Here is an 18,387-nt window from a genome sequence, read left to right as displayed (position 1 = left end):
CATCATATTCACCGCAGTAGCGAACGCTTTTTGATCAGGCAAGTGTTCAGTTGCCTCGTCACTTGTAATGGCAAGGGCAAGTTGAAGCCTGAACTGGCGCACCATTGGGAATATGATGCTGAAAAATTAGTTTGGACCTTCTATTTGCGCCCCGGCTTAACCTTTCACGATGGCCAACCCGTTGACGCCAAGCAGCTCGTGTCGTTGTTTACCGCCTTACAACCGCTACCTTTCTATCAGACAGAGTTAGCCCATGTAGCTTCGGTTTACAGTGAACAGCCGTTAAGGATCAGCTTTCAATTGACCAAAGCCGACACCGGCTTCGCGGGCTTATTGGCTGGCGTTAAGTATTCGATTCAACCTGCTGCGCAAGTGACTCGTGAGCCATCGCCCTTAAATTCGGTGTCTCATGCCGTGATTGGAACCGGCCCATTTAAAGTGGTTGAGGTTAATAACGAACGTATCAAACTTGCCGCGTTCGAACACTATTACGGGTGTCGTTCCCTGACGGATGAAGTGACGATTTGGCAATTCGAAGAGTCGATGACGGGCAGTGCTCGCTTTGATGACAGCCAAATGCAGGTGTCACCTTATGAAGATTCGTCTTGTTTTCATCAACTCGGAAAAAGCGACGCGAAGCTGGTGTCGGCTGAAACTGATGGCCTTCGTAGCCGAGTCGAGGATGGGTGTCTGTTTATCCTATTCAATCAGAACTCAGCGGCTAGTCCACTAAATAATGAGCAGCGAAAATACCTTTCAGAACTGACCAACCCACAAGCGATTTTGTCTCAGTTGGAACGTAATAAGGGTTTGTTTAGTGTCTCTTTAGCTCAAAACATACTGCCAAGTTGGCAGGATTTGTATCGAATGCCTGCGAAAGAGACGCAACTGCCGAAAAAGATGAGCATCGCCGTTTACAATTACTATGCGCTCTATCGATGTGCTATCTGTGTGTCAGACATACTCAAGCGATATGGCGTGGAAGTGGAGGTGAATACCTACAGCTTCCGAGAATTGGCGCAGCTCTCTCAGAGTGGAGAGTTAAAGGAGGATCTGGTGCTGTGTAACCTGAATCTCGATGATAATGCCCCGTCTTCGCTGTTTTCGTGGATGATGAATGATCCTGTTTTGCACTCTGCTTTGGGAGAGATGAACAGTGATTGGCTCAAACAGCGCTTAGATCAGCACAAAGCATCGGTTGAACTGCCGAATTACTTGGCTGAGTTGGAGCCCGTTGCATCGACGTTGATTTCTGATTATTGGTTAGTGCCTATGTTCCATCACCTACAAACCGTGCGTTTCCAAGGCATTTTGAAAAACGTCGCTATCACCAACTGGGGATGGCCTGACTTCAAAAATGTATGGTCTGCTGATTAGCCTTTCTTACTAAATAACTAAGTTAGCTCGTTTTCAAAGTCGGTTTCTCCAAAATCGACTTTGGCATGCTCACGTCTAGGTAAATTAAAAATTACACTCATTGGTTTACTTTTTAATTTTGGTATGTAAACTAGTCGGTGTAGTTTTTGCGTTGGGATAGACCCAATGATTAAAGAGATACCAATGAAAAAATATCTATTACCGATTTTAGGAGTACTTGCCGTGGTCGCTATCGTAAGCACAGGTTCACAATCAAATGACAATCTAGATAAGCTTCCGAAGAAGTTTGTTAACAGTGAGCTGGAATACAAATCGGGTATGTCTGATATTTTTTCAATCTTGAAAGCATACGTGACAGTGGAAAGGAATGAGCCCGTGCCGCGCGCTGCATTGCCTTTGATTCCAATGACAGCTGAGCAATTGATCGAAGAACAAGACGACGTTGCTTACCGCTTAGGTCACTCCAGTGTGATGATGAAACTGGATGGGAAGCTAGTGATGACTGACCCTGTGTTCAGTGATCGTGCATCACCCGTGCAATGGATGGGGCCAAAACGTTTTCATCCGACACCAATCTCACTGCAAGAACTGCCTGATATTGATGTGGTGGTGATCAGCCATGATCACTACGACCATTTAGATAAAGGTGCGGTTAAAGTATTAGCCGACAAAGTAGGGACATTCTTGGTGCCACTTAGAGTCGGAGCGCTACTTGAAAAGTGGGGCGTGGATAAAGCAAAGATCATCGAGTTGAACTGGTGGGAATCGGCAACGGCCTCAGACATTGAGTTTACTTTGACGCCGACACAGCACTTCTCTGGACGTGGCTTGCTTGATCGTGACCAAACACTGTGGGGTAGCTGGGTTATTAACGCTTCAGACAAGAAAGTCTTCTTTAGCGGTGACTCCGGTTACTTCAGCGGCTTTAAAGAGATTGGTGAGCGCTACGGGCCGTTTGATTTAACCATGGTCGAAACGGGCGCATACAATTCACTTTGGGCGGATATTCATATGTTCCCAGAACAGAGTGTTCAGGCACACATTGATCTGCAAGGTAAGGTGATGATGCCAATCCACAACAGTACCTTCGACCTTTCTATGCACGATTGGCAAGACCCAATGGAACAAGCACTGGCGATAAGCAAAGAGCGAGATGTACAAATGGTAAGCCCTGTGATGGGTGAACGTTTGGTGATCTCAGAGCCCGTACCTGTTCAGGCATGGTGGAAACTGTAATTGGATGCCTACCCACAAGCTATAAATTTCAGTATTATAAAGCCCTATAATTTCAGGGTGATAAGACATGCAAAGTAAGTTTAAACAAGCGGCAAAAGAGTTACTAAGCTACCGAGTTGCTGGTATGAAAGCAGCGCGAATGAGTGAGCAATTTCGCCCGAACAACCTTGAAGATTCTTTACACATTCAAGCATCAATGGTTGACCTTCACCGCAGTAAAGTCGGTGGTTGGAAATGCCTGTTGCCATTGAGCGAAGAGAAGTTGATCGTTGCGCCTATTTTCGAAGATAGCGTTCAGTTTGGTTCTGAATGCGAGGCTTTTTCGGATAACGGAGTAGTTCGTATTGAACCTGAAATTGCTTTTGTCTTGGCCAAGCCTTTACCAGCAAATTCCAATGGTTACACTGAAGAGCAAGTTAATGAGGCTATCGGTTCGTGTCGCATGGCTTTAGAGCTTATTCAATCCCGCTTTGCTGATGATAGTGGCGTAGAGTTCTATGAGGTGTTGGCCGATGGCTTAGCTAATCAAGGTTTGTTTCTTGGTCCTGAGCTTAGTAAAGAGAGCGCTTTTGCAGCAGCGAACTTTGAGATTACTATTACTCAAGATGAGAAAGTGCAAGCCTTCTCTGGTAAGCACCCAAACTCACTACCACAAACTCCTATCTATTGGCTGATTAACACTATGACTCAACGCGGTGTTAGCTTCGAAGCGGGTGAGGCCATTATTACCGGGTCATATTGTGGTGTTGTTGAAGTCGAATTCGATCAACTAACGACAGTACGTTATGACGAGTTAGGCGAATATGAAGTGATATTTAAACAAAAGTTATAAAGCTTTCTGCTTACATGATCTGTTATCCAAAGGCTGCTTACTTGGTTAGTAAATAGCCTTTTCTATTATGTGATGTTCAATGGCGTGCTTATTACTTTGCATTAAATTGGGCGTTTAGACGTCTAGACGTTGACAACCTCTAAGTGTGACATTAGTCTGCTCATCTTCCTGTTCTATTGCGTTGATGTTCCATGTCCAATTCAAAAAATTCTAATGCGGTAATTGCCCCTTCGGCAGTTGCGCTTATCCCTCTTATCGTGTTCCTATCGTTGTTTATTGGCGTAGGTACGTACTTGTCGCTGCAAGGCGTCGATTTTGCTTTCTATCAGCTTCCAGCTCCAATTGCAGCTTTGCCTGCTGTGATGTTAGCGTTGTTGCTAAGCAAAGATAAATTGAACCGCGCTATCGAACAATTCTTAGGTGGAGTAGGTCACAAAGACATTATCGCAATGTGTATGATCTACCTATTGGCGGGTGCTTTTGCGGCTGTGGCTAAAGCGTCTGGTGGCGTGGACGCGACGGTAAACCTAGGTCTATCGGCGATTCCGACAAGCATGATCCTACCGGGTATCTTCCTAATTTCAGCTTTCATTGCGACCGCAATGGGCACATCTATGGGTACTATCGCTGCGGTAGCCCCTGTTGCGCTAGGCATTGCTGACTCAGCTGGCATGAGCATTCCTCTAACCGCTGGCGTGGTGCTAAGTGGCGCTATGTTTGGTGACAACCTGTCTATCATCTCTGATACCACGATTGCCGCGACACGCTCGCAAGGCTGTGAGATGAGAGACAAGTTTAAAGAGAACATCCGTATTGCACTGCCTGCTGCACTTATCGCGATTGTTATCTTTGCTTTCAACAGCACAGCGACTCAGGTGCCTGAAACGGGTCCAATCGAGTGGCTGAAAGTACTTCCGTACATCACTATCCTAATCCTTGCGGTATCGGGCATGAATGTATTCGTTGTGTTGACGATTGGTATCTTGCTAGCGGGTGGAGTGAGCCTAGGTTCTGTTGAGAACTACGGTATGACTGATTACGCTCAAGACATCTACGCAGGCTTCGGCAACATGCAGGAGATTTTCTTATTGTCGATGCTAATTGGCGGTTTGAGTGAGCTCATGCGTCGTCAAGGTGGATTAGCGTTCCTGACTAACTTAGTAAGTGGTGTGATTCGTGCGTTTGGTTCTTCACACTCTAAGCAAGCAAATGGCCGCGCAAGTGAGCTAGGCATTGCAGGCTTGGTATCAATGGTGAACCTATGTACGGCAAACAACACGGTAGCAATCATTGTGTCTGGTAGTGTTGCTCGCCAATTAGCTGAAGAGAACGATGTATCTCCTCGTCGCTCAGCGAGCTTATTGGATATCTTCTCGTGTGTGATTCAAGGCGTGTTGCCTTACGGTGCGCAGGTATTGCTATTAGGTTCGGTATTTAACCTATCGCCTTTGGATATTGTAGCTAACTCGTACTACTGTTTTGCTCTTGCAATCGTGGCTGTGGTTGCTGTGTTTATCAAACACCCAGCGCGTCAAGTGGCTCAAGCTTAGTAGCAATTGTTCAAGTTGAGTGATCTCAGACTCTAATAAGAAGGCTCCGAAAGGGGCCTTTTTTGCGCCTGAAAGAATTGTTTGGAAGCTAATTCTGATTTGAATATAGACAAAACCGCCCATGTGGACGGTTTTGAGTCTGACTAAAGTTGGCTTTCAAGCTCGCTGGCCGTTGCGACATTGCAGTAACCAAAGCTAAGCGCTGCCATGAAAGCGGCATGGACATGAGCTGCTGGAACCTTAACGCCATTGAACTCCATGTCTAAGGTTGTGCAAGCGTCATGCGCTACGTGGCATTCGTAGCCAAAATCGGTAGCCGCACGAGTCACTGCATCAATACACATGTGGCTCATTGCGCCAACGATGATCAGTTTCTCAATGCCTTGATCTTTTAGCACCTTGTTCAGTTCAGTATCTCTAAAGCTATTGATTTGATGCTTTATGATAACAGGTTCACCCTCTAGCGGAGTCACGCTGCTGTGGATTTGAGCACCGTCTGATTCTGGTAAGAAGAACGGAGCATCAACCGTCGGAAACTCATGACGTACATGAACCACAGGAAGTTGCTTGTCTCTGAAAGCGGATAATAACTGTGCACCTTTTTCTGCTGCTTGCTCTGTTTCAGACAGCGCCCATTTTGCGCCCTCGTATGAAGGGAAATAGTCATTTTGAAAGTCGATAAGTAGTAGTGCAGTGTTCTTCATATTCTATACCTTTGTATTTAGTGTGTTGCGGTGTAGGGGTATTATGAATACTCTGTAGTTTTTATCGCACGTCAAAAATGACAGACTCTATGGCAATAGTGACAAAATCAGTTGTGGTCGAAATCATCGACTACCCAGGCTCTCTGCAAAGTGCCGTGTTTGGCGTGAAAGAGTTTCTGCAGATGGCAAATTCTCTTGAACCTTCGCCTGAGAAGACTCAATTCAACGTTCAGATCCAAGCGCATGACAGTGTTAGCGTGTCGAACGCCGATATCATCATACTCCCACCGAATTTAGATGGTTGTTACTATCTAGAGCCGAGTGACACCTTGCTTGAGTACCTGATTGAGTCTCACCAAAGGGGGGCGATACTTTGCTCAGCTTGTGCCGGCGTGTTCATTTTGGCGAAAACAGGTTTGTTAGAAGGGCGAACCGTGACCACGCACTGGCAAGCGCAGCAGAAGTTTACGGAGCTTTACCCACAGATCGCAGTCGATATCGACAAAATCTTGATTGATGATGCGGATGTGATGACCGCTGGTGGTTTGATGTCGTGGATGGATCTCGCTTTGTTTATCCTGACCAAATACACGACACCGACCAACACTCGTAATCTAGGTAAATATTTGGTGCTTGATACGGGCTTGAGAGAGCAGCGCTACTATCAGAGTTTTGTGCCGAACTATGCTCACGGCAATGACAAGATTGTGTCGGTGCAGCGTTTTATTCAGAAGCATCATCATCTCCCTTTGTCGCTCGATCAATTGGCAGAAGAAGCCTTCATGACACGAAGAACCTTTATCCGACAATTTACTAAAGCGACCAGTTTTACGCCTATCAATTATATCCAACACGTACGTATTCAAAGCGCATGCGAGTTATTGGAAAGCTCTCATAAACCGGTAGAGCAGATCAGCTATTTGGTTGGTTATGAGGACGTAAACAGCTTCCGAAAAGTCTTCATGAAAATCATCGGCTTAACACCATCAAGATTTCGTTCTAGATTTCTCTCTGAGGAATGATTTTTTAATACTCACCATTCCTCATGTTTATCGACTCGTACAGTCAGTGATCATCTTGAAGGGGCCTAATTCAGTTTCTTAGTCACATACTCTTTGTTTCTGACCATTAGCCACATCAGGCCGCCTAGCGTACCGATGGATAATTGGATAAAGCCGAGGTTTTCAATCAGCGACTCTGGGCGGATTGAAACCAACACCATACCAAGTGAACCACAAATCATGCTAAAGAACTGAATCAATGCGACGGCAGAGCCCGTGTCATGATCTTGCTGGTTCAGCATTAAGTTGGTGCCCGGTACTCGCATGATGATAACCATCAGCGTCGCTGGTGCTGCGATAAACATAAAGAACCAAGGGGACAAGTCGCCGATGGTTAGGGTAAAGATTCCTGCTATCGCCAATAAAGCAAAACATCCAGAGATGACCTTTTGAACTGATATTCTGTAGGACAACTTCATATAAATTGTTGGGCCAAATGAGGCGCACAATGCATTGAATGCGAACGCGTAACTAAACTGTTGTTCGGTCAATCCAAAGTGATCGATGTAGATATAAGAACCCGCCGCAAGAAAGCCCATCAATGCCATCGGTATGATAGAGAAAATGACCAGCAGCTTGAGGAACGAGCGGTTTTTCATGACCACGCCCATCCTTCCCCATGAGCGGAACATAGAACCTTGGTATTTGGTTTCGAGTGTTTCTCGATAGCAGCAAGCTAAAACTGACGCAAATGCACCAAAAATGGCGAGGGTGACGAACATCATTCGCCAAGACGCAATTTTCAGTAAGAAGGCACCAAATACAGGCGCAACCATTGGCGCGATGATCACCAGTGACATGATAGTCGCCATGATCTTTTCACGTTCTCGGCCGTCATAAAGGTCTTTCACGATGGCGGTTGCGATAACGGTGATGGCACTGCCCGCAAAGGCTTGGAATATACGGGCACCAATCAACTGCTCAATGCTGTTGGTCATGGCACATAATACGCTCGCCACCATATAGCTTGCGATGCCAATGAGTAGAATCGGCTTACGTCCAAACTTTTCGCTGAGCGGTCCCCAGAACAACAGGCCAACCGCATAGGTCACGAAGTAGCTGCTCAGGGTTAGGTTGACCATCGATTGGTCGGTATTGAACACCTCAACCATTTGCGGAAGGGCTGGCAAATACAGGTCGATGGTCAATGGAGGAAACGCACTGATGATGACGAGGAAAAATAGCATACCGGTCTTACCCAGTATTGGTTGTGGTTTCTTCAAGGTATTTCCCCGCTATCCAATAAAGGGCTTTTAATGGATGTGATGTTGGCTTTCAGAAGGTTTAAGACACGCTAGACATGAAGGATGGATTCGCTCAAGAACTTGGCGGAAAATCTCTAATGGTTTGTCTTGGTACTTATTGTATTACAAAATATTATCACTCTTATAGTGAACGAGTTCAACCTGTTAGTGACTAGGTTAGATTGCAATGATGATCGATAGATTGTAGTGCGGATAGATAGTTTGTAATGCTCATCGAAAGCTTGTAGTAGCTGTGAGTTAGCTGGTTATCTTTTCTTTGGGCGCTTTTCTACCAAGCCGTTGCGTTCTAGGCCGCGTCTAACACTACTGCATAGCTTACCAAAACGGCGTAATTCTTCGAAGTTAGGGCCTTGGCCGATTGAAATACTGTGTTCCCAGTACATCAATTCACTGTCGACCATCTCCAATAATTTCTTAGAGCAACCAGAGCAGTTTCCTTTCGGTCCACAGATAAACGTCTCCGACTCGTAAAGAGGGAGTTCGTTTTTAACTTCTTTAATTAGATTGAGCATTGCCGAGTTTAAGTCTGGCTTTTTGTTTGTGAGTGGTTTCAAGCTTAGTGCTTGCGAAGCGATCACGGAAGAAGTCGTTGTGTTGGGTTGTATATTCAAAGCAGCTGATGACATATCAAAGGCCTCAAGGAAAGAAGAAGAGGCGCATGCTACTCCTCACAACAAAGTGGACCTTGATGTAGTGCAATAAGCGTGGTGAATTATCCGAAAGGGGTAGGAGAAAGAGGGAGTCAGAGTCACAAATGGTTTGTGACTCTGGTTTATCTCCTAGGCTCAACGCAGAAAATAGGCTTAACGCAGAAAGTAGTCTTAACGCTTAGAATTCGGCGTCGAACTGGAACTCCATCCACTCTTTGGTGACTGGGTGGTGTAGTGCTAGCCTTTCTGCGTGTAGGTGCAGTCGGTCGGCTTTGTTGCCATATAAGCCGTCACCAACGATAGGCATGTTAAGCCCTTCTTCATGTGAACAGTGAACACGTAATTGGTGTGTGCGGCCCGTTTTCGGGTGCAGATAAACCTTTGTTGTGTCTTGGCTTCGCTCAATCACTTCCCATTTCGTTTCAGCAGGCTTGCCGTGTTCGAAGCAGACAATCTGACGAGGACGATCGTATAAATCTCCACGTAGTGGTAAGCGAACATAACCTTCATCTTGCTCTAAAACGCCTTCTATCATTGCCACGTAACGCTTCTCAACTTCACGAGTAATGAACTGCTTCTGTAGGCTTTTGTTCGCACGTCGTGTAAGCGCAAATATTAGAATGCCAGAGGTCGCCATATCCAAGCGGTGGATAACAAATGGCCCTTCAACATCGGGATGCATTTCTTGAACACGAGTGTAGGCCGAATCTTTTATGGTTTTACCCGGTACGGATAGAAAACCTGCTGGTTTGTGTACCACAACGATGTGATCGTCTTGGAACAGGATATCGAGGTCTTTGCCTTCTGCTGGGTTCTCTAGCAATGGGTTGGGATCGACTTCCAAGCCTTTCATCATATGGCCTAAAATCGGTACACACTTACTTTGGCAAGACGCGTAGTATTTCTTGTGCTTACGGATTTCCGATTTCGGTGAACGACCCCACCAAAATTCAGCCAATGCCAGCGGTGTGTAACCGTTCAAATACGCGTATTGCAGCAGCTTGGGAGCGGCACATTCGCCAGAACCCGCTGGTGGTATCTTGTTTGGGGTGTCTTCAAAGATCTGGTTGAGATCCTCAATGTTACCTTCCGCATTCTGGAAAGCGTATTGTGAAAACAGTTTGTGCTGAAGCTGATGAGAAAGGTGTGCTCTTTGCTCTTTTAGCTCAGCCAGTTGAGTCGTGAACACATCAACTTTAGCCTGCAACACTTGCAGAGTCTGTTCCCAGTTGAGTTTTAGATACTTCTGTTGGTTCTTGTCGGCAACACTGGCTTTGTTTAGCTCGTTATTTAGCTGTTCGAAGGCTTGCTCATCAAGGTTTTCTTTACATTGTTCGCGTTGTTCTTTACGTGTTTTTCGGCCTTCTATAATTAATAAACGCTGAGCTTCAATCTCTTGTTCAGCTTGTGCTTTTTGTTGTGCCAGTTGCTCGCACAGTTCAAGGTAATCAGCGTTTGCTTGCAGCGCTTTAAATTTCGCATTCACAGCCATCATGTCGGCCGTGTCTTGATGGAAAAAGCTGTCGCTACTCAACATGTCGAATACGGGCGGAACAAAGTGATGCAGTAGGTTTTGGTCGGCGATTTTTCCAGAGAAAGCAGAGAAGTAACCAAGCTCACCTTCAGGGCTTTTCACCAGTAACACACCAAACATTTTGCCGCGACCTGCGTCAGAATCTAAGCCGAAGTCATGTTGCCAATCGGTTTGCGTTTCTAGATATTGTTGAAGCTGATGAGAGGCGATTTCACACAGTGGATGCGGTTCATAATAGAACGGGAATGTGAAACGCTCAGGCAACGAATATGACTCGATCGGCTGTTGAAAACGAGTGAAGCAATGCTCAGGAGTATGGCTGTTTTCTGAGTCGTGCGTTGGTTTTGATGAGTGCATAGTCGTATTAATACTTATATCGTGGTGATAAATGGTTGTGAGTCTACTGTGTATGTTTAAAGGTTTTAAACACAGTACAAGGCGGCGATTCTACTCTTTATCGAAAAGCGCCTCAAATAAGAAATGGTTCTATTACTGGATAGCTAAGCGAGACGGTTAACACGGAACCCATGAGTTATGGCTTGAACTTCATTAATTGATGAGTAACTTCTCGTTTTTAATCATAGAAGGTAACTTCACAAACGAAGGGTGGTAGCCTTGCCGCCCTCTTATGAAAACTAAGGTAACGTTATGATTCCACTCAATACTTCGATTGTCTCCGGTGTCGCTCTTTCAGAGATCGACGGACAAATGAAAATGCTATTAATGAAGCGTGTAAAGGGCGAGTTTTGGTGTCACGTCGCAGGCTCGATTGAAGCGGGTGAAACAGGCTGGCAGGCTATCGTGCGCGAGTTTGAAGAAGAGACCCAAATTAAAGTGGAAGCTTTGTATAACGCGCAGTTTCTGGAGCAGTTTTACGAGGCTCACGTTAATGTGATTCAGCTAATCCCTCTGTTTGCGGTGCTATGCCCACCCAACCAAGCGATTGAACTGAATGACGAACATACAGAGTACCGCTGGTGCGATTTAGAGGAAGCGAAAGCACTTGCGCCGTTCCCCAACCAACATGCCGTCTACGATCATATTTGGTCGTATTTTGTCGATAAGCCAGGCAATCCGCTTTACCGAGTGAAATTGAATTAGCACTGGCTGTTTAAGATCTAGGACTTACCAAGATACGGGGTTAAAAAGGCGTTTACCTGTTCTTGGCATAACCCTACATCGACTTTCACGCCGTGCGACTCGAGTATCGCCACACCACGACCATTATTGCGAGGGTCTGGGTCTAGCATCGCCACTACTACGTGTTTTACACCTGCTTTAACCAATGTACTGGCGCAAGCGGGTGTTCTGCCAACAAATGAACATGGCTCTAAAGTTACGTAAGCGGTAACGCCTTCCATTTCTCCATCCGTTTCGCAGTCATAGCCATTCAGTGCTTCAACCTCGGCGTGGTTTCCACCGACCTTTTGCGTATATCCAACAGACACCACCTTATCGTTTTTCACCAAAACACAACCCACAGGCGGGTTTGGTTGGCAATCGGGTAGGGCTTGGCGCGAAGCTTCAAGAGCTTGCAGCATGTATTGTTGGTTCATGGTCGTTACTCAGTATGACGAGAGAGCGTAGCTGCTAGTCGCCACGCGCGGTTGATGAGTTGGTTAGTTACTAACTTACTAAGCTAATAAATTGATAAGCTAAGCAAGTGGGGGCATGTTCGATCTGATTGGGCTTTTAGTCAATGGTTTTACAGAGGCAAAGTTTGATTCGACATAGGTTAACCATGCTAACTACGGTGTCATAAGGTAGAGTTGATGTTGTCTACGCAATAGAGCTCAATTATTGAATCACCACGATAATTAATTTAATAGGCTAGCCATAAATTCGCTGACCGGCTCTGACAATAAATCTTGTGGGTGGTCACCGCCAAAGGTAGCTAGCCCGCTTTTTCCTTCGATTATGCCAGACTTAATAATTACTTTTGTTTTAACATCAACAACTGTAATTTTTACGCTTACTTTATCTGGCTTTGCTGACCATTCAGTCGCGCGATCTTCCCAGTGTAATATGGTAGGAAAAATTAAGTAGTCGAACTCATTGCTTTTCGCATATTCAAGGACAAAATTGTAGTCAGCTGCTTGGTTAGCGATTGCGACGTTGTTTAGTTTTGTGAATAACTCTGATTGAAGAGCTTTACTCACCATTAGTCCTGAGCCTGAATAATAGTGCTTCCCATACTCCCCATTCTTTGAGCGGCCGATTAAAACTGAATCACTTGTTTCAAATTTAGCTGTCGAGTTTACATCCGTAACCTGAAGTTTATGTGTATCAGCACACCCAATGATAACTAAGCTTATAAGTATCAGTAACGCACGTAAAATCGACATAATAGCTACCTTATATGGATGTGAGTTAATATTAACCATAGTTTATATTAAACATATTAATGTATAAAACTTGCGACTAATTAGTACGAGCGACAAAGGACCCTTTGAGACTCAAACAACCAATAGTTAACTTCGGCCAATGAGTTAACCAGTTTTTAGACTGAACTCGTTGATCAAACACGTCTCTGCTGCGATTGGGATTCGGTGTGATCTTTAAATCAAACAAACTCTCTAAACCAAAAGCCGAAATGCACTCGATTTCCCCTGTCGGGCTTTGCTTGACGGCGACTGCGGTTTCTTTCTCTGGCCAGTAACGCATCGCATCCAATGAGCTTTGATAGGGCTCATCCTCGTTTCGAGTATGCATGTTGGCTTGATTGCGAACTTGCCAATTTAATTCAGGCAACCGTTGTTGAAGTAGAGCCTCGTATCTAAGACCCGATTCGTAGAAGGTATCAATAGGATCAAAGTAGATCACATCAATATCATTAAGTGGAGTCGGGGAAGCATAACCATGTAGGTCGTCCCAAACTAGGTTTCTCACAAAGCCCGCAGCGACATAGCACTGCGGTAAATCCAGCTGATCGACACAGTCTAAAACCTGCATTCGTAAGGGATCTTGTTTGATCAACGTGACGATGTGGTTGGCTAGCGGACGTATCATTATGATGTCGGAACGTCGGTGACTTGGTAATGACGTGTCACGTTCTTGGAGGTTTCACCCCATTCAGACGTTTTTACTCGCTGTTGGTGCGCTTCAAACGCCTCACGGCTAGTGAATTCTTCATACACTTCAAAACGATTAGGTTGAAGTGAGCTTTGACTGACTCGAAACACGATACAACCGGGTTCTGAGAGTGTGAGTTCCTTATGAACAACCAGCGCTTGTGTGACGGCTTCTAGGTCGTTGTCTGGCACAAGAATATGCCCTTGTAGAATGACTTTACTCATGATCACGTCCATTTGATTTTATCCATTACTGTCTTTTTCTATTAAAAGCTCTTCCGTTACAAACATAATCCCATTTTGAGTTTGTGTCGTATAGGCCTGTGTGAATAAAAAATAGTCAATACAAAAAGCACGCAAGTTACAACGTAACTTTAATTGGGAGGGAGACAAGTATTACGCGAGAAAGGCCAGTTAATGGTAGGAGTAGGAAAGACAAATTATTGGGAACTAAATCTGTGTTAGTCCGGTCTATTAAATACGTATCACTGAACTGTATTGATACTGAAATGAATTTGTCATCTGAGATAACTAATCTAAATTTCGAACAACGGCTTAATAGATTGAATTGAGCCATAGTTGATAACTAGGTCATACTTTGATGTAAATGGTACTCGAAACTCTATATATTTTGTGACTTGTATCATTGATCTGGCCATCAAACACCGTTAGATTCGAATGGTAGGCAATAAAAATAGCTCATGAAGAGCAGATAAAGAAAAGGAAATATCCCTTATGAAAAAAATGAGAAGAGCACAGCTTCATCGCGTTCGCATCCAATACTGGAAAGACACAGCGAAAGAAGCTTCAAAGAAATAAGCTTTAAATCGTAAAGCTTTAAAAAAGCTGAACAGCTTAATCAAATGTAAAACGCAACAAACCGATTTCAATAGCACTCTCAAGGACCTTCATCTGGTCGGCGACTAAAGAAATTACCCCCCAAAGAGCTGGCAGGCATTAACAGTAATGCAATTCAATGTCAGCTCATTAATACCTCCTAGTTTATCTTTACCCGCTCAGCACTCTGAAGCAAAACCAAAACCAACCACCAATCCGTACCTTTGCCTCTATCACGAAAACCGTTGTTAGAATTCAAAGCACCTAACAATAAAACAGCGGCCAATAAAAAAGCTCCCGATTTCTCAGAAGCTTTGATTTAGATTTTGATATCTGATTTGGTTACCCGTTGAGAGTTCAGAATAAGTGACTCTATCGATGGAACAGCGTCTTCAAACTCACATCGTCCGTTCTATTTAGCTTCAAGCTCAGTAGACACCCGCCAACACCAATCAGTACATAAATACCCAAAGACAAAACCGGCGCTTCTGCAATCGCACTGAATGGGTTGCTCGCCGTTAGTACCTTTATTGGTAGTGATGCGATGAGAGAGAAGAAGTCATTGATGCCATAGAATCCAAATACGGCGACCGAGAGTAACTTAATCGCATAGCTTGAGATAAAAATGACAAGCAGTGGAGAATTCACTAACTGCGAAATTGCCAGGGTAACGGTTGCTAGTGGCAATAAAACCAGTGCAACTAACATCATTCGCCCAAAGAATACCAACCAATTGCTCAGCACATAAAACAGTGATTGCTGCTCTACTATCAATGCCAATTGTTGTTCGCTTGAGACGTTCAATATCCAGAATAGGAAGTCAGCGAATAGAACTAATAGCGCGCAGATAGCCGGAATAACCACTAGACCGAAGCCTAGCTTAACGCCGTGAGTCATGGCATTGGATACTGGCATACTTCTCCAAAACATCGAACTGCCTTCTTGGCGCTCTTTACGCAGTGTTTTAGGGATGTAAAGCGTTGAAAGTATGAGTGAAATAAGGCCAGCACCAAAGTAGATCACTGAGTTGAGGTCTTGTGCAAACTCTCTGTGGATGTCGCTCACGTCGCCATTCACTTCCATTTGGAAGAAGAACTCATGCTGCGCTACGCCATTGAAAAACAAACTAACGAACAGCAAGAAACCACATAACGCGATAAATAGAGGTAATCGAGTGTTAATTTTGTGCTCGATCAGTTCTTTTTCTAGCATATAAAAAGTTGGGTGCATTATGCCTTCTCCGTCTGTGTTGCAAGGAATAGGTCTGCGAGACCAACGTTGTAGATGTTACCCAATGATTCAACTTGCGCTTTGTATTGGCCTTCCAATAACCATTTAGTGGTTCCTAGCCCAGGTTGTGAGGTCAGTGGATTAAGTTTCTGGATTTCGCTTGAGTGGTTGTTTGCGACATCGATAATGAAATAGTCGTTCTCGATGTCTTCCATGCTCTTTTGCAGCACACAATGGCCTTGTTTCAGAATCAACACATCCGTTAATAGGTGTTCAATCTCTGAAACCTCATGGCTGGCAATGATCATCGCGCGTTCGCCGTCATGGAACCACTCTAGGAGGTGGCGATAAAAAGTATCGCGGTAGAGCAGATCTAGACCTAGCGTTGGCTCATCTAAGATCAACACTTGAGTGTCGGTCGCGATAATGATTGCAAGGTGAAGTTGTACCTTCATCCCTTTAGAAAGCTGTTTGATCGTTGAAGACAGCTTAATGTTGGTGCTACTTAACGTCTGTTCTGCTTTTTGCTTGTTGAAGCTTGGGTGCACGCCTTGGGTGTATCGAAGCAGTTGTTTAACGGTCATCCACTCGGGTAGCACATTAACATCTGAAATGTACGACAGGTGCAACATGAGTTCTGCATGCTGGTGGATAGGGTGATAGCCGTTAACTTCTATCTCACCTTGATAGCTGTGTCCGCCAAGCAGTGATTTGATCAGAGTCGATTTCCCTGCGCCATTGTGGCCTAGCAGACCAAGCACTTGCCCCGGTTTTAACTCAAAGCTGATGTTCTCGACACCCACTTGATTTGAATAGGTTTTGGTTACGTTTTTCACTGAAAGTAAAGTACTCATGACTTGTCCTTTATATGTTGTTCTAGCTGTTTCACGAGTTCTTCGACACTCATATCAATGATGCCTAGCGTCTCAGCGATGGCTGGGATCTGTGTGTTGATGAATGATTGATGTGCGGACTCTTTCAATTTTTGAAGTGCCCCTTCTGCGACATACATACCTTGGCCGCGTTTTTTCTCTACCAAGCCTTCATCCACCAGTAACTGGTAGCTTTTCATGACAGTAAGGTGGTTGATCTTGAGATCGGCGGCAACCGCACGCACAGAGGGCAGTGCTTGTTGCTCTAACCAAACACCTTGAAGAATTTGGTCACTGATCTTTGCCGCTAGCTGCCTAAAGATCGGTTGGTCGTCTTTCCATTCGGTCATAATTAAAACTGCATGGTGATATACATGTGTATAACACTAAACTTTTTATTCAGATTGGCAAGGTTTTTATAAAAATGAAGAGTATATTTTTATGTTTGAGAGAAATGTATTGGGTTATGAGAACGCTTGAAGCCTACTTCCTTGTGGGCTCTCAAGTCGTTGTATGATCAATGGCAATTAAACAAGAAAAGGGAGGTCATCAATATTTAAATGAGGTGGTAGATAATTACTCCTCCGAGTGACTAGGTCTACTGTACAGATAACCTTGATGTAGGTTGTAGCCTAACTGACATAAGATATATTGCTGCCTGCGCGTCTCGACACCTTCATAAATCATCGTGATGTTTGATAAGCGTCCAATCTCCGATATATTAAGCAATACTCCTTGATGATAATCTCCTGACTCAATGTCTTTAACAAAACAACGATCCAGTTTTAGGTAGGTCGGAGAGATAGCACTAATTATTTCAATGTTGTTGTTACCTGTACCAAAGTCGTCTAGCGCGATGGTGATTCCAAGATCTTTGATCATTTTGATGTTGTCGATGACCTCATAGCCATAGCCAATGTTTGAATACTCTGTTATTTCTACGACAAACTCATTCGCTTCCATCGTGACTAAATGCTCTTTGAGCTTTGTAAAGTTAGATCCCACCAACGCACTCGGGCACACATTGACACCGTAGATATCATGGCTGTTGTCCAACTTCGCTTTTTTTACTGTTTCAATGATTAAAATAGTATGAAAGGTCAACAAATTAGTACGTCTCATGGTGTTGATGAAACTCAGAACGCCTACGTTACGCACTCTAGACAATAACTCGTAATATAAAACGCTATTGTCGTCAGTGTTGATTATGGGCTCTTCCTCGAAGGATATGTGTCGCCAACGAAGCAGGTAAATGCCAAAGCCAAGAATATATGAGCGATAAAGTAGCGTGGCGATCACCAGAGAAAAAATGACCCACAGAAGCACAATATCATCACTGTAGAAAGTGATGGTTGCACCGGTTGGAAGTGGGGCTTGATAAATAGGCTGACTGTTTTCGCCTAGGTTTAATATGTAGTGACCATTTTTTTGTATGGAAACTGAATCAACCAAAAGAGGGAGTAATGAGTTCTTATATCTAGCTTCAATAGACCATTTAGAAATACGCGCAATGAGTTCGATGTCCTCTTTGGGGTCTGAGAAGCGTGAATAAGCAAAATCTAGGCTATCGTCAAAGTTTTCAATTTGGTCTAGTTCAACCATTTTTGATTGTGTTTTGGATATGTAGCATGAACCATAAGGCGTTGTCATCAAAACAGAATCAAGGTTAAGTGAGTGCCTCAATGCGTACACTGCAACTTCGCTATCACAGCCATAGTTCATTACTTCCTCTACTATTTGCTTTGCGTTTTTACTGTATTCATCTGCAATTTTCGTTGTATAAAGGATTTGGAAGAAGTAGACAACGAACAAAAAAAATGAAGAAACGGTACAAACGGCTATAAAGCCTCTGATCAACTCTTTTTGGTAAGTGTTGAGCATCAGCTTCAACATCTCGATATGGCTGAGCTTGAATTGGTTGATGTTGTATTTTGGTGTTATACGGTTGGTTGTACTTTTATCTAGATCGATAAAATAACCAACCTTATAAAGGTTCGAGATAAGTTCACTATTATTGTTAATTTTGGCTTTCTTACACAGATTTCTATACTTTTTTCTTATCGAAGCAATAATATTCTTTAAAGCGTATAAACTGAACTCTTCATCGAAGTGTAATTTAAATGACTTTTCAACATCTCTAGCAGATTGAGGGTTTGATATCGATGAAT

Annotated in this window: 18 protein-coding genes; 6 read left to right on the top strand and 12 right to left on the bottom strand. The window is 44.1% G+C overall.

Annotation, left to right across the window (positions count from 1 at the left end):
- The 4 genes from AB4653_RS10270 to AB4653_RS10255 all read left to right on the top strand — a co-directional run.
- Positions 1-1,377 (top strand): ABC transporter substrate-binding protein (locus tag AB4653_RS10270; RefSeq protein WP_372104066.1); only part of this gene is annotated, 1,377 nt, incomplete at its 5' end.
- 183 nt (positions 1,378-1,560) lie between these two features.
- Positions 1,561-2,613 carry an MBL fold metallo-hydrolase gene (locus AB4653_RS10265; protein WP_102250233.1) on the top strand — a complete coding sequence of 351 codons (1,053 nt, stop codon included), beginning with the start codon at positions 1,561-1,563 and terminating at the stop codon, positions 2,611-2,613.
- A gap of 67 nt (positions 2,614-2,680) precedes the next feature.
- Positions 2,681-3,445, top strand: a complete 765-nt coding sequence (locus AB4653_RS10260) for a fumarylacetoacetate hydrolase family protein (protein WP_009844734.1) — start codon at positions 2,681-2,683, stop codon at positions 3,443-3,445.
- Between the two features lie 191 nt (positions 3,446-3,636).
- A complete protein-coding gene (locus AB4653_RS10255) occupies positions 3,637-4,995 on the top strand; it encodes a Na+/H+ antiporter NhaC family protein (protein ID WP_009844735.1) in 1,359 nt (452 codons plus the stop codon).
- 143 nt (positions 4,996-5,138) lie between these two features.
- Here the strand turns inward: AB4653_RS10255 and AB4653_RS10250 are convergent, their stop codons facing one another.
- Complete coding sequence (locus AB4653_RS10250) at positions 5,139-5,699, bottom strand: cysteine hydrolase family protein (RefSeq protein ID WP_009844736.1); 561 nt, start codon at positions 5,697-5,699, stop codon at positions 5,139-5,141.
- Between the two features lie 89 nt (positions 5,700-5,788).
- On the opposite strand from AB4653_RS10250, the gene AB4653_RS10245 reads away from it, so the two are divergent.
- Positions 5,789-6,721, top strand: coding sequence for a GlxA family transcriptional regulator (locus tag AB4653_RS10245; protein ID WP_009844737.1), 933 nt, complete (start codon positions 5,789-5,791; stop codon positions 6,719-6,721).
- A gap of 65 nt (positions 6,722-6,786) precedes the next feature.
- On the opposite strand, the gene AB4653_RS10240 is transcribed toward AB4653_RS10245, so the two are convergent.
- From AB4653_RS10240 to AB4653_RS10230, 3 genes are all read right to left on the bottom strand, one after another.
- Positions 6,787-7,947 (bottom strand): multidrug effflux MFS transporter, encoded by a 1,161-nt coding sequence (locus tag AB4653_RS10240; RefSeq protein ID WP_032554992.1) that lies wholly within the window; start codon positions 7,945-7,947, stop codon positions 6,787-6,789.
- Between the two features lie 323 nt (positions 7,948-8,270).
- Positions 8,271-8,651, bottom strand: a complete 381-nt coding sequence (locus AB4653_RS10235) for a hypothetical protein (protein ID WP_009844739.1) — start codon at positions 8,649-8,651, stop codon at positions 8,271-8,273.
- Positions 8,652-8,853: 202 nt separating this feature from the next.
- Complete coding sequence (locus AB4653_RS10230) at positions 8,854-10,566, bottom strand: RluA family pseudouridine synthase (protein ID WP_009844740.1); 1,713 nt, start codon at positions 10,564-10,566, stop codon at positions 8,854-8,856.
- A 291-nt stretch (positions 10,567-10,857) separates the two neighbouring features.
- Between AB4653_RS10230 and AB4653_RS10225 the strand changes: the two genes are divergently transcribed.
- Positions 10,858-11,310 (top strand): NUDIX pyrophosphatase, encoded by a 453-nt coding sequence (locus AB4653_RS10225; protein ID WP_009844741.1) that lies wholly within the window; start codon positions 10,858-10,860, stop codon positions 11,308-11,310.
- A gap of 17 nt (positions 11,311-11,327) precedes the next feature.
- Here the strand turns inward: AB4653_RS10225 and AB4653_RS10220 are convergent, their stop codons facing one another.
- From AB4653_RS10220 to AB4653_RS10185, 8 genes are all read right to left on the bottom strand, one after another.
- Positions 11,328-11,765, bottom strand: a complete 438-nt coding sequence (locus tag AB4653_RS10220) for a bifunctional diaminohydroxyphosphoribosylaminopyrimidine deaminase/5-amino-6-(5-phosphoribosylamino)uracil reductase RibD (protein ID WP_009844742.1) — start codon at positions 11,763-11,765, stop codon at positions 11,328-11,330.
- Between the two features lie 261 nt (positions 11,766-12,026).
- A complete protein-coding gene (locus AB4653_RS10215; protein ID WP_009844743.1) occupies positions 12,027-12,554 on the bottom strand; it encodes a DUF4823 domain-containing protein in 528 nt (175 codons plus the stop codon).
- 76 nt (positions 12,555-12,630) lie between these two features.
- Complete coding sequence (locus tag AB4653_RS10210; RefSeq protein WP_009844744.1) at positions 12,631-13,218, bottom strand: nucleotidyltransferase family protein; 588 nt, start codon at positions 13,216-13,218, stop codon at positions 12,631-12,633.
- Complete coding sequence (locus AB4653_RS10205) at positions 13,218-13,505, bottom strand: putative quinol monooxygenase (protein ID WP_032555117.1); 288 nt, start codon at positions 13,503-13,505, stop codon at positions 13,218-13,220. The genes AB4653_RS10210 and AB4653_RS10205 overlap by 1 nt, the downstream gene beginning before the upstream one ends.
- A gap of 984 nt (positions 13,506-14,489) precedes the next feature.
- Positions 14,490-15,347, bottom strand: coding sequence for a hypothetical protein (locus AB4653_RS10200; RefSeq protein ID WP_009844746.1), 858 nt, complete (start codon positions 15,345-15,347; stop codon positions 14,490-14,492).
- Complete coding sequence (locus AB4653_RS10195) at positions 15,347-16,201, bottom strand: ABC transporter ATP-binding protein (RefSeq protein WP_009844747.1); 855 nt, start codon at positions 16,199-16,201, stop codon at positions 15,347-15,349. Before AB4653_RS10195 ends, AB4653_RS10200 begins: the two co-directional genes overlap by 1 nt.
- Positions 16,198-16,569, bottom strand: a complete 372-nt coding sequence (locus AB4653_RS10190; RefSeq protein ID WP_012601023.1) for a GntR family transcriptional regulator — start codon at positions 16,567-16,569, stop codon at positions 16,198-16,200. Before AB4653_RS10190 ends, AB4653_RS10195 begins: the two co-directional genes overlap by 4 nt.
- A gap of 226 nt (positions 16,570-16,795) precedes the next feature.
- Positions 16,796-18,387: EAL domain-containing protein (locus AB4653_RS10185; protein ID WP_372104062.1), on the bottom strand; the 1,592-nt coding region annotated here is incomplete at its 5' end.

The organism is Vibrio sp. 10N.222.48.A3, from assembly GCF_041475345.1.
GTDB classification, from domain to species: domain Bacteria; phylum Pseudomonadota; class Gammaproteobacteria; order Enterobacterales; family Vibrionaceae; genus Vibrio; species Vibrio tasmaniensis_A.
This window is presented reverse-complemented; position numbering and strand designations above follow the sequence as displayed.

Excerpts from the sequence above, each read along its gene's own strand:
- AB4653_RS10225 (WP_009844741.1), top strand. The coding sequence starts at position 10,858 with ATGATTCCACTCAATACTTCGATTGTCTCCGGTGTCGCTCTTTCAGAG.
- AB4653_RS10265 (WP_102250233.1), top strand. The coding sequence starts at position 1,561 with ATGAAAAAATATCTATTACCGATTTTAGGAGTACTTGCCGTGGTCGCT.
- AB4653_RS10190 (WP_012601023.1), bottom strand. The coding sequence starts at position 16,569 with ATGACCGAATGGAAAGACGACCAACCGATCTTTAGGCAGCTAGCGGCA.
- AB4653_RS10255 (WP_009844735.1), top strand. The coding sequence starts at position 3,637 with ATGTCCAATTCAAAAAATTCTAATGCGGTAATTGCCCCTTCGGCAGTT.
- AB4653_RS10220 (WP_009844742.1), bottom strand. The coding sequence starts at position 11,765 with ATGAACCAACAATACATGCTGCAAGCTCTTGAAGCTTCGCGCCAAGCC.
- AB4653_RS10210 (WP_009844744.1), bottom strand. The coding sequence starts at position 13,218 with ATGATACGTCCGCTAGCCAACCACATCGTCACGTTGATCAAACAAGAT.
- AB4653_RS10195 (WP_009844747.1), bottom strand. The coding sequence starts at position 16,201 with ATGAGTACTTTACTTTCAGTGAAAAACGTAACCAAAACCTATTCAAAT.
- AB4653_RS10215 (WP_009844743.1), bottom strand. The coding sequence starts at position 12,554 with ATGTCGATTTTACGTGCGTTACTGATACTTATAAGCTTAGTTATCATT.
- AB4653_RS10260 (WP_009844734.1), top strand. The coding sequence starts at position 2,681 with ATGCAAAGTAAGTTTAAACAAGCGGCAAAAGAGTTACTAAGCTACCGA.
- AB4653_RS10240 (WP_032554992.1), bottom strand. The coding sequence starts at position 7,947 with ATGCTATTTTTCCTCGTCATCATCAGTGCGTTTCCTCCATTGACCATC.
- AB4653_RS10250 (WP_009844736.1), bottom strand. The coding sequence starts at position 5,699 with ATGAAGAACACTGCACTACTACTTATCGACTTTCAAAATGACTATTTC.
- AB4653_RS10205 (WP_032555117.1), bottom strand. The coding sequence starts at position 13,505 with ATGAGTAAAGTCATTCTACAAGGGCATATTCTTGTGCCAGACAACGAC.
- AB4653_RS10245 (WP_009844737.1), top strand. The coding sequence starts at position 5,789 with ATGGCAATAGTGACAAAATCAGTTGTGGTCGAAATCATCGACTACCCA.
- AB4653_RS10235 (WP_009844739.1), bottom strand. The coding sequence starts at position 8,651 with ATGTCATCAGCTGCTTTGAATATACAACCCAACACAACGACTTCTTCC.
- AB4653_RS10230 (WP_009844740.1), bottom strand. The coding sequence starts at position 10,566 with ATGCACTCATCAAAACCAACGCACGACTCAGAAAACAGCCATACTCCT.
- AB4653_RS10200 (WP_009844746.1), bottom strand. The coding sequence starts at position 15,347 with ATGCACCCAACTTTTTATATGCTAGAAAAAGAACTGATCGAGCACAAA.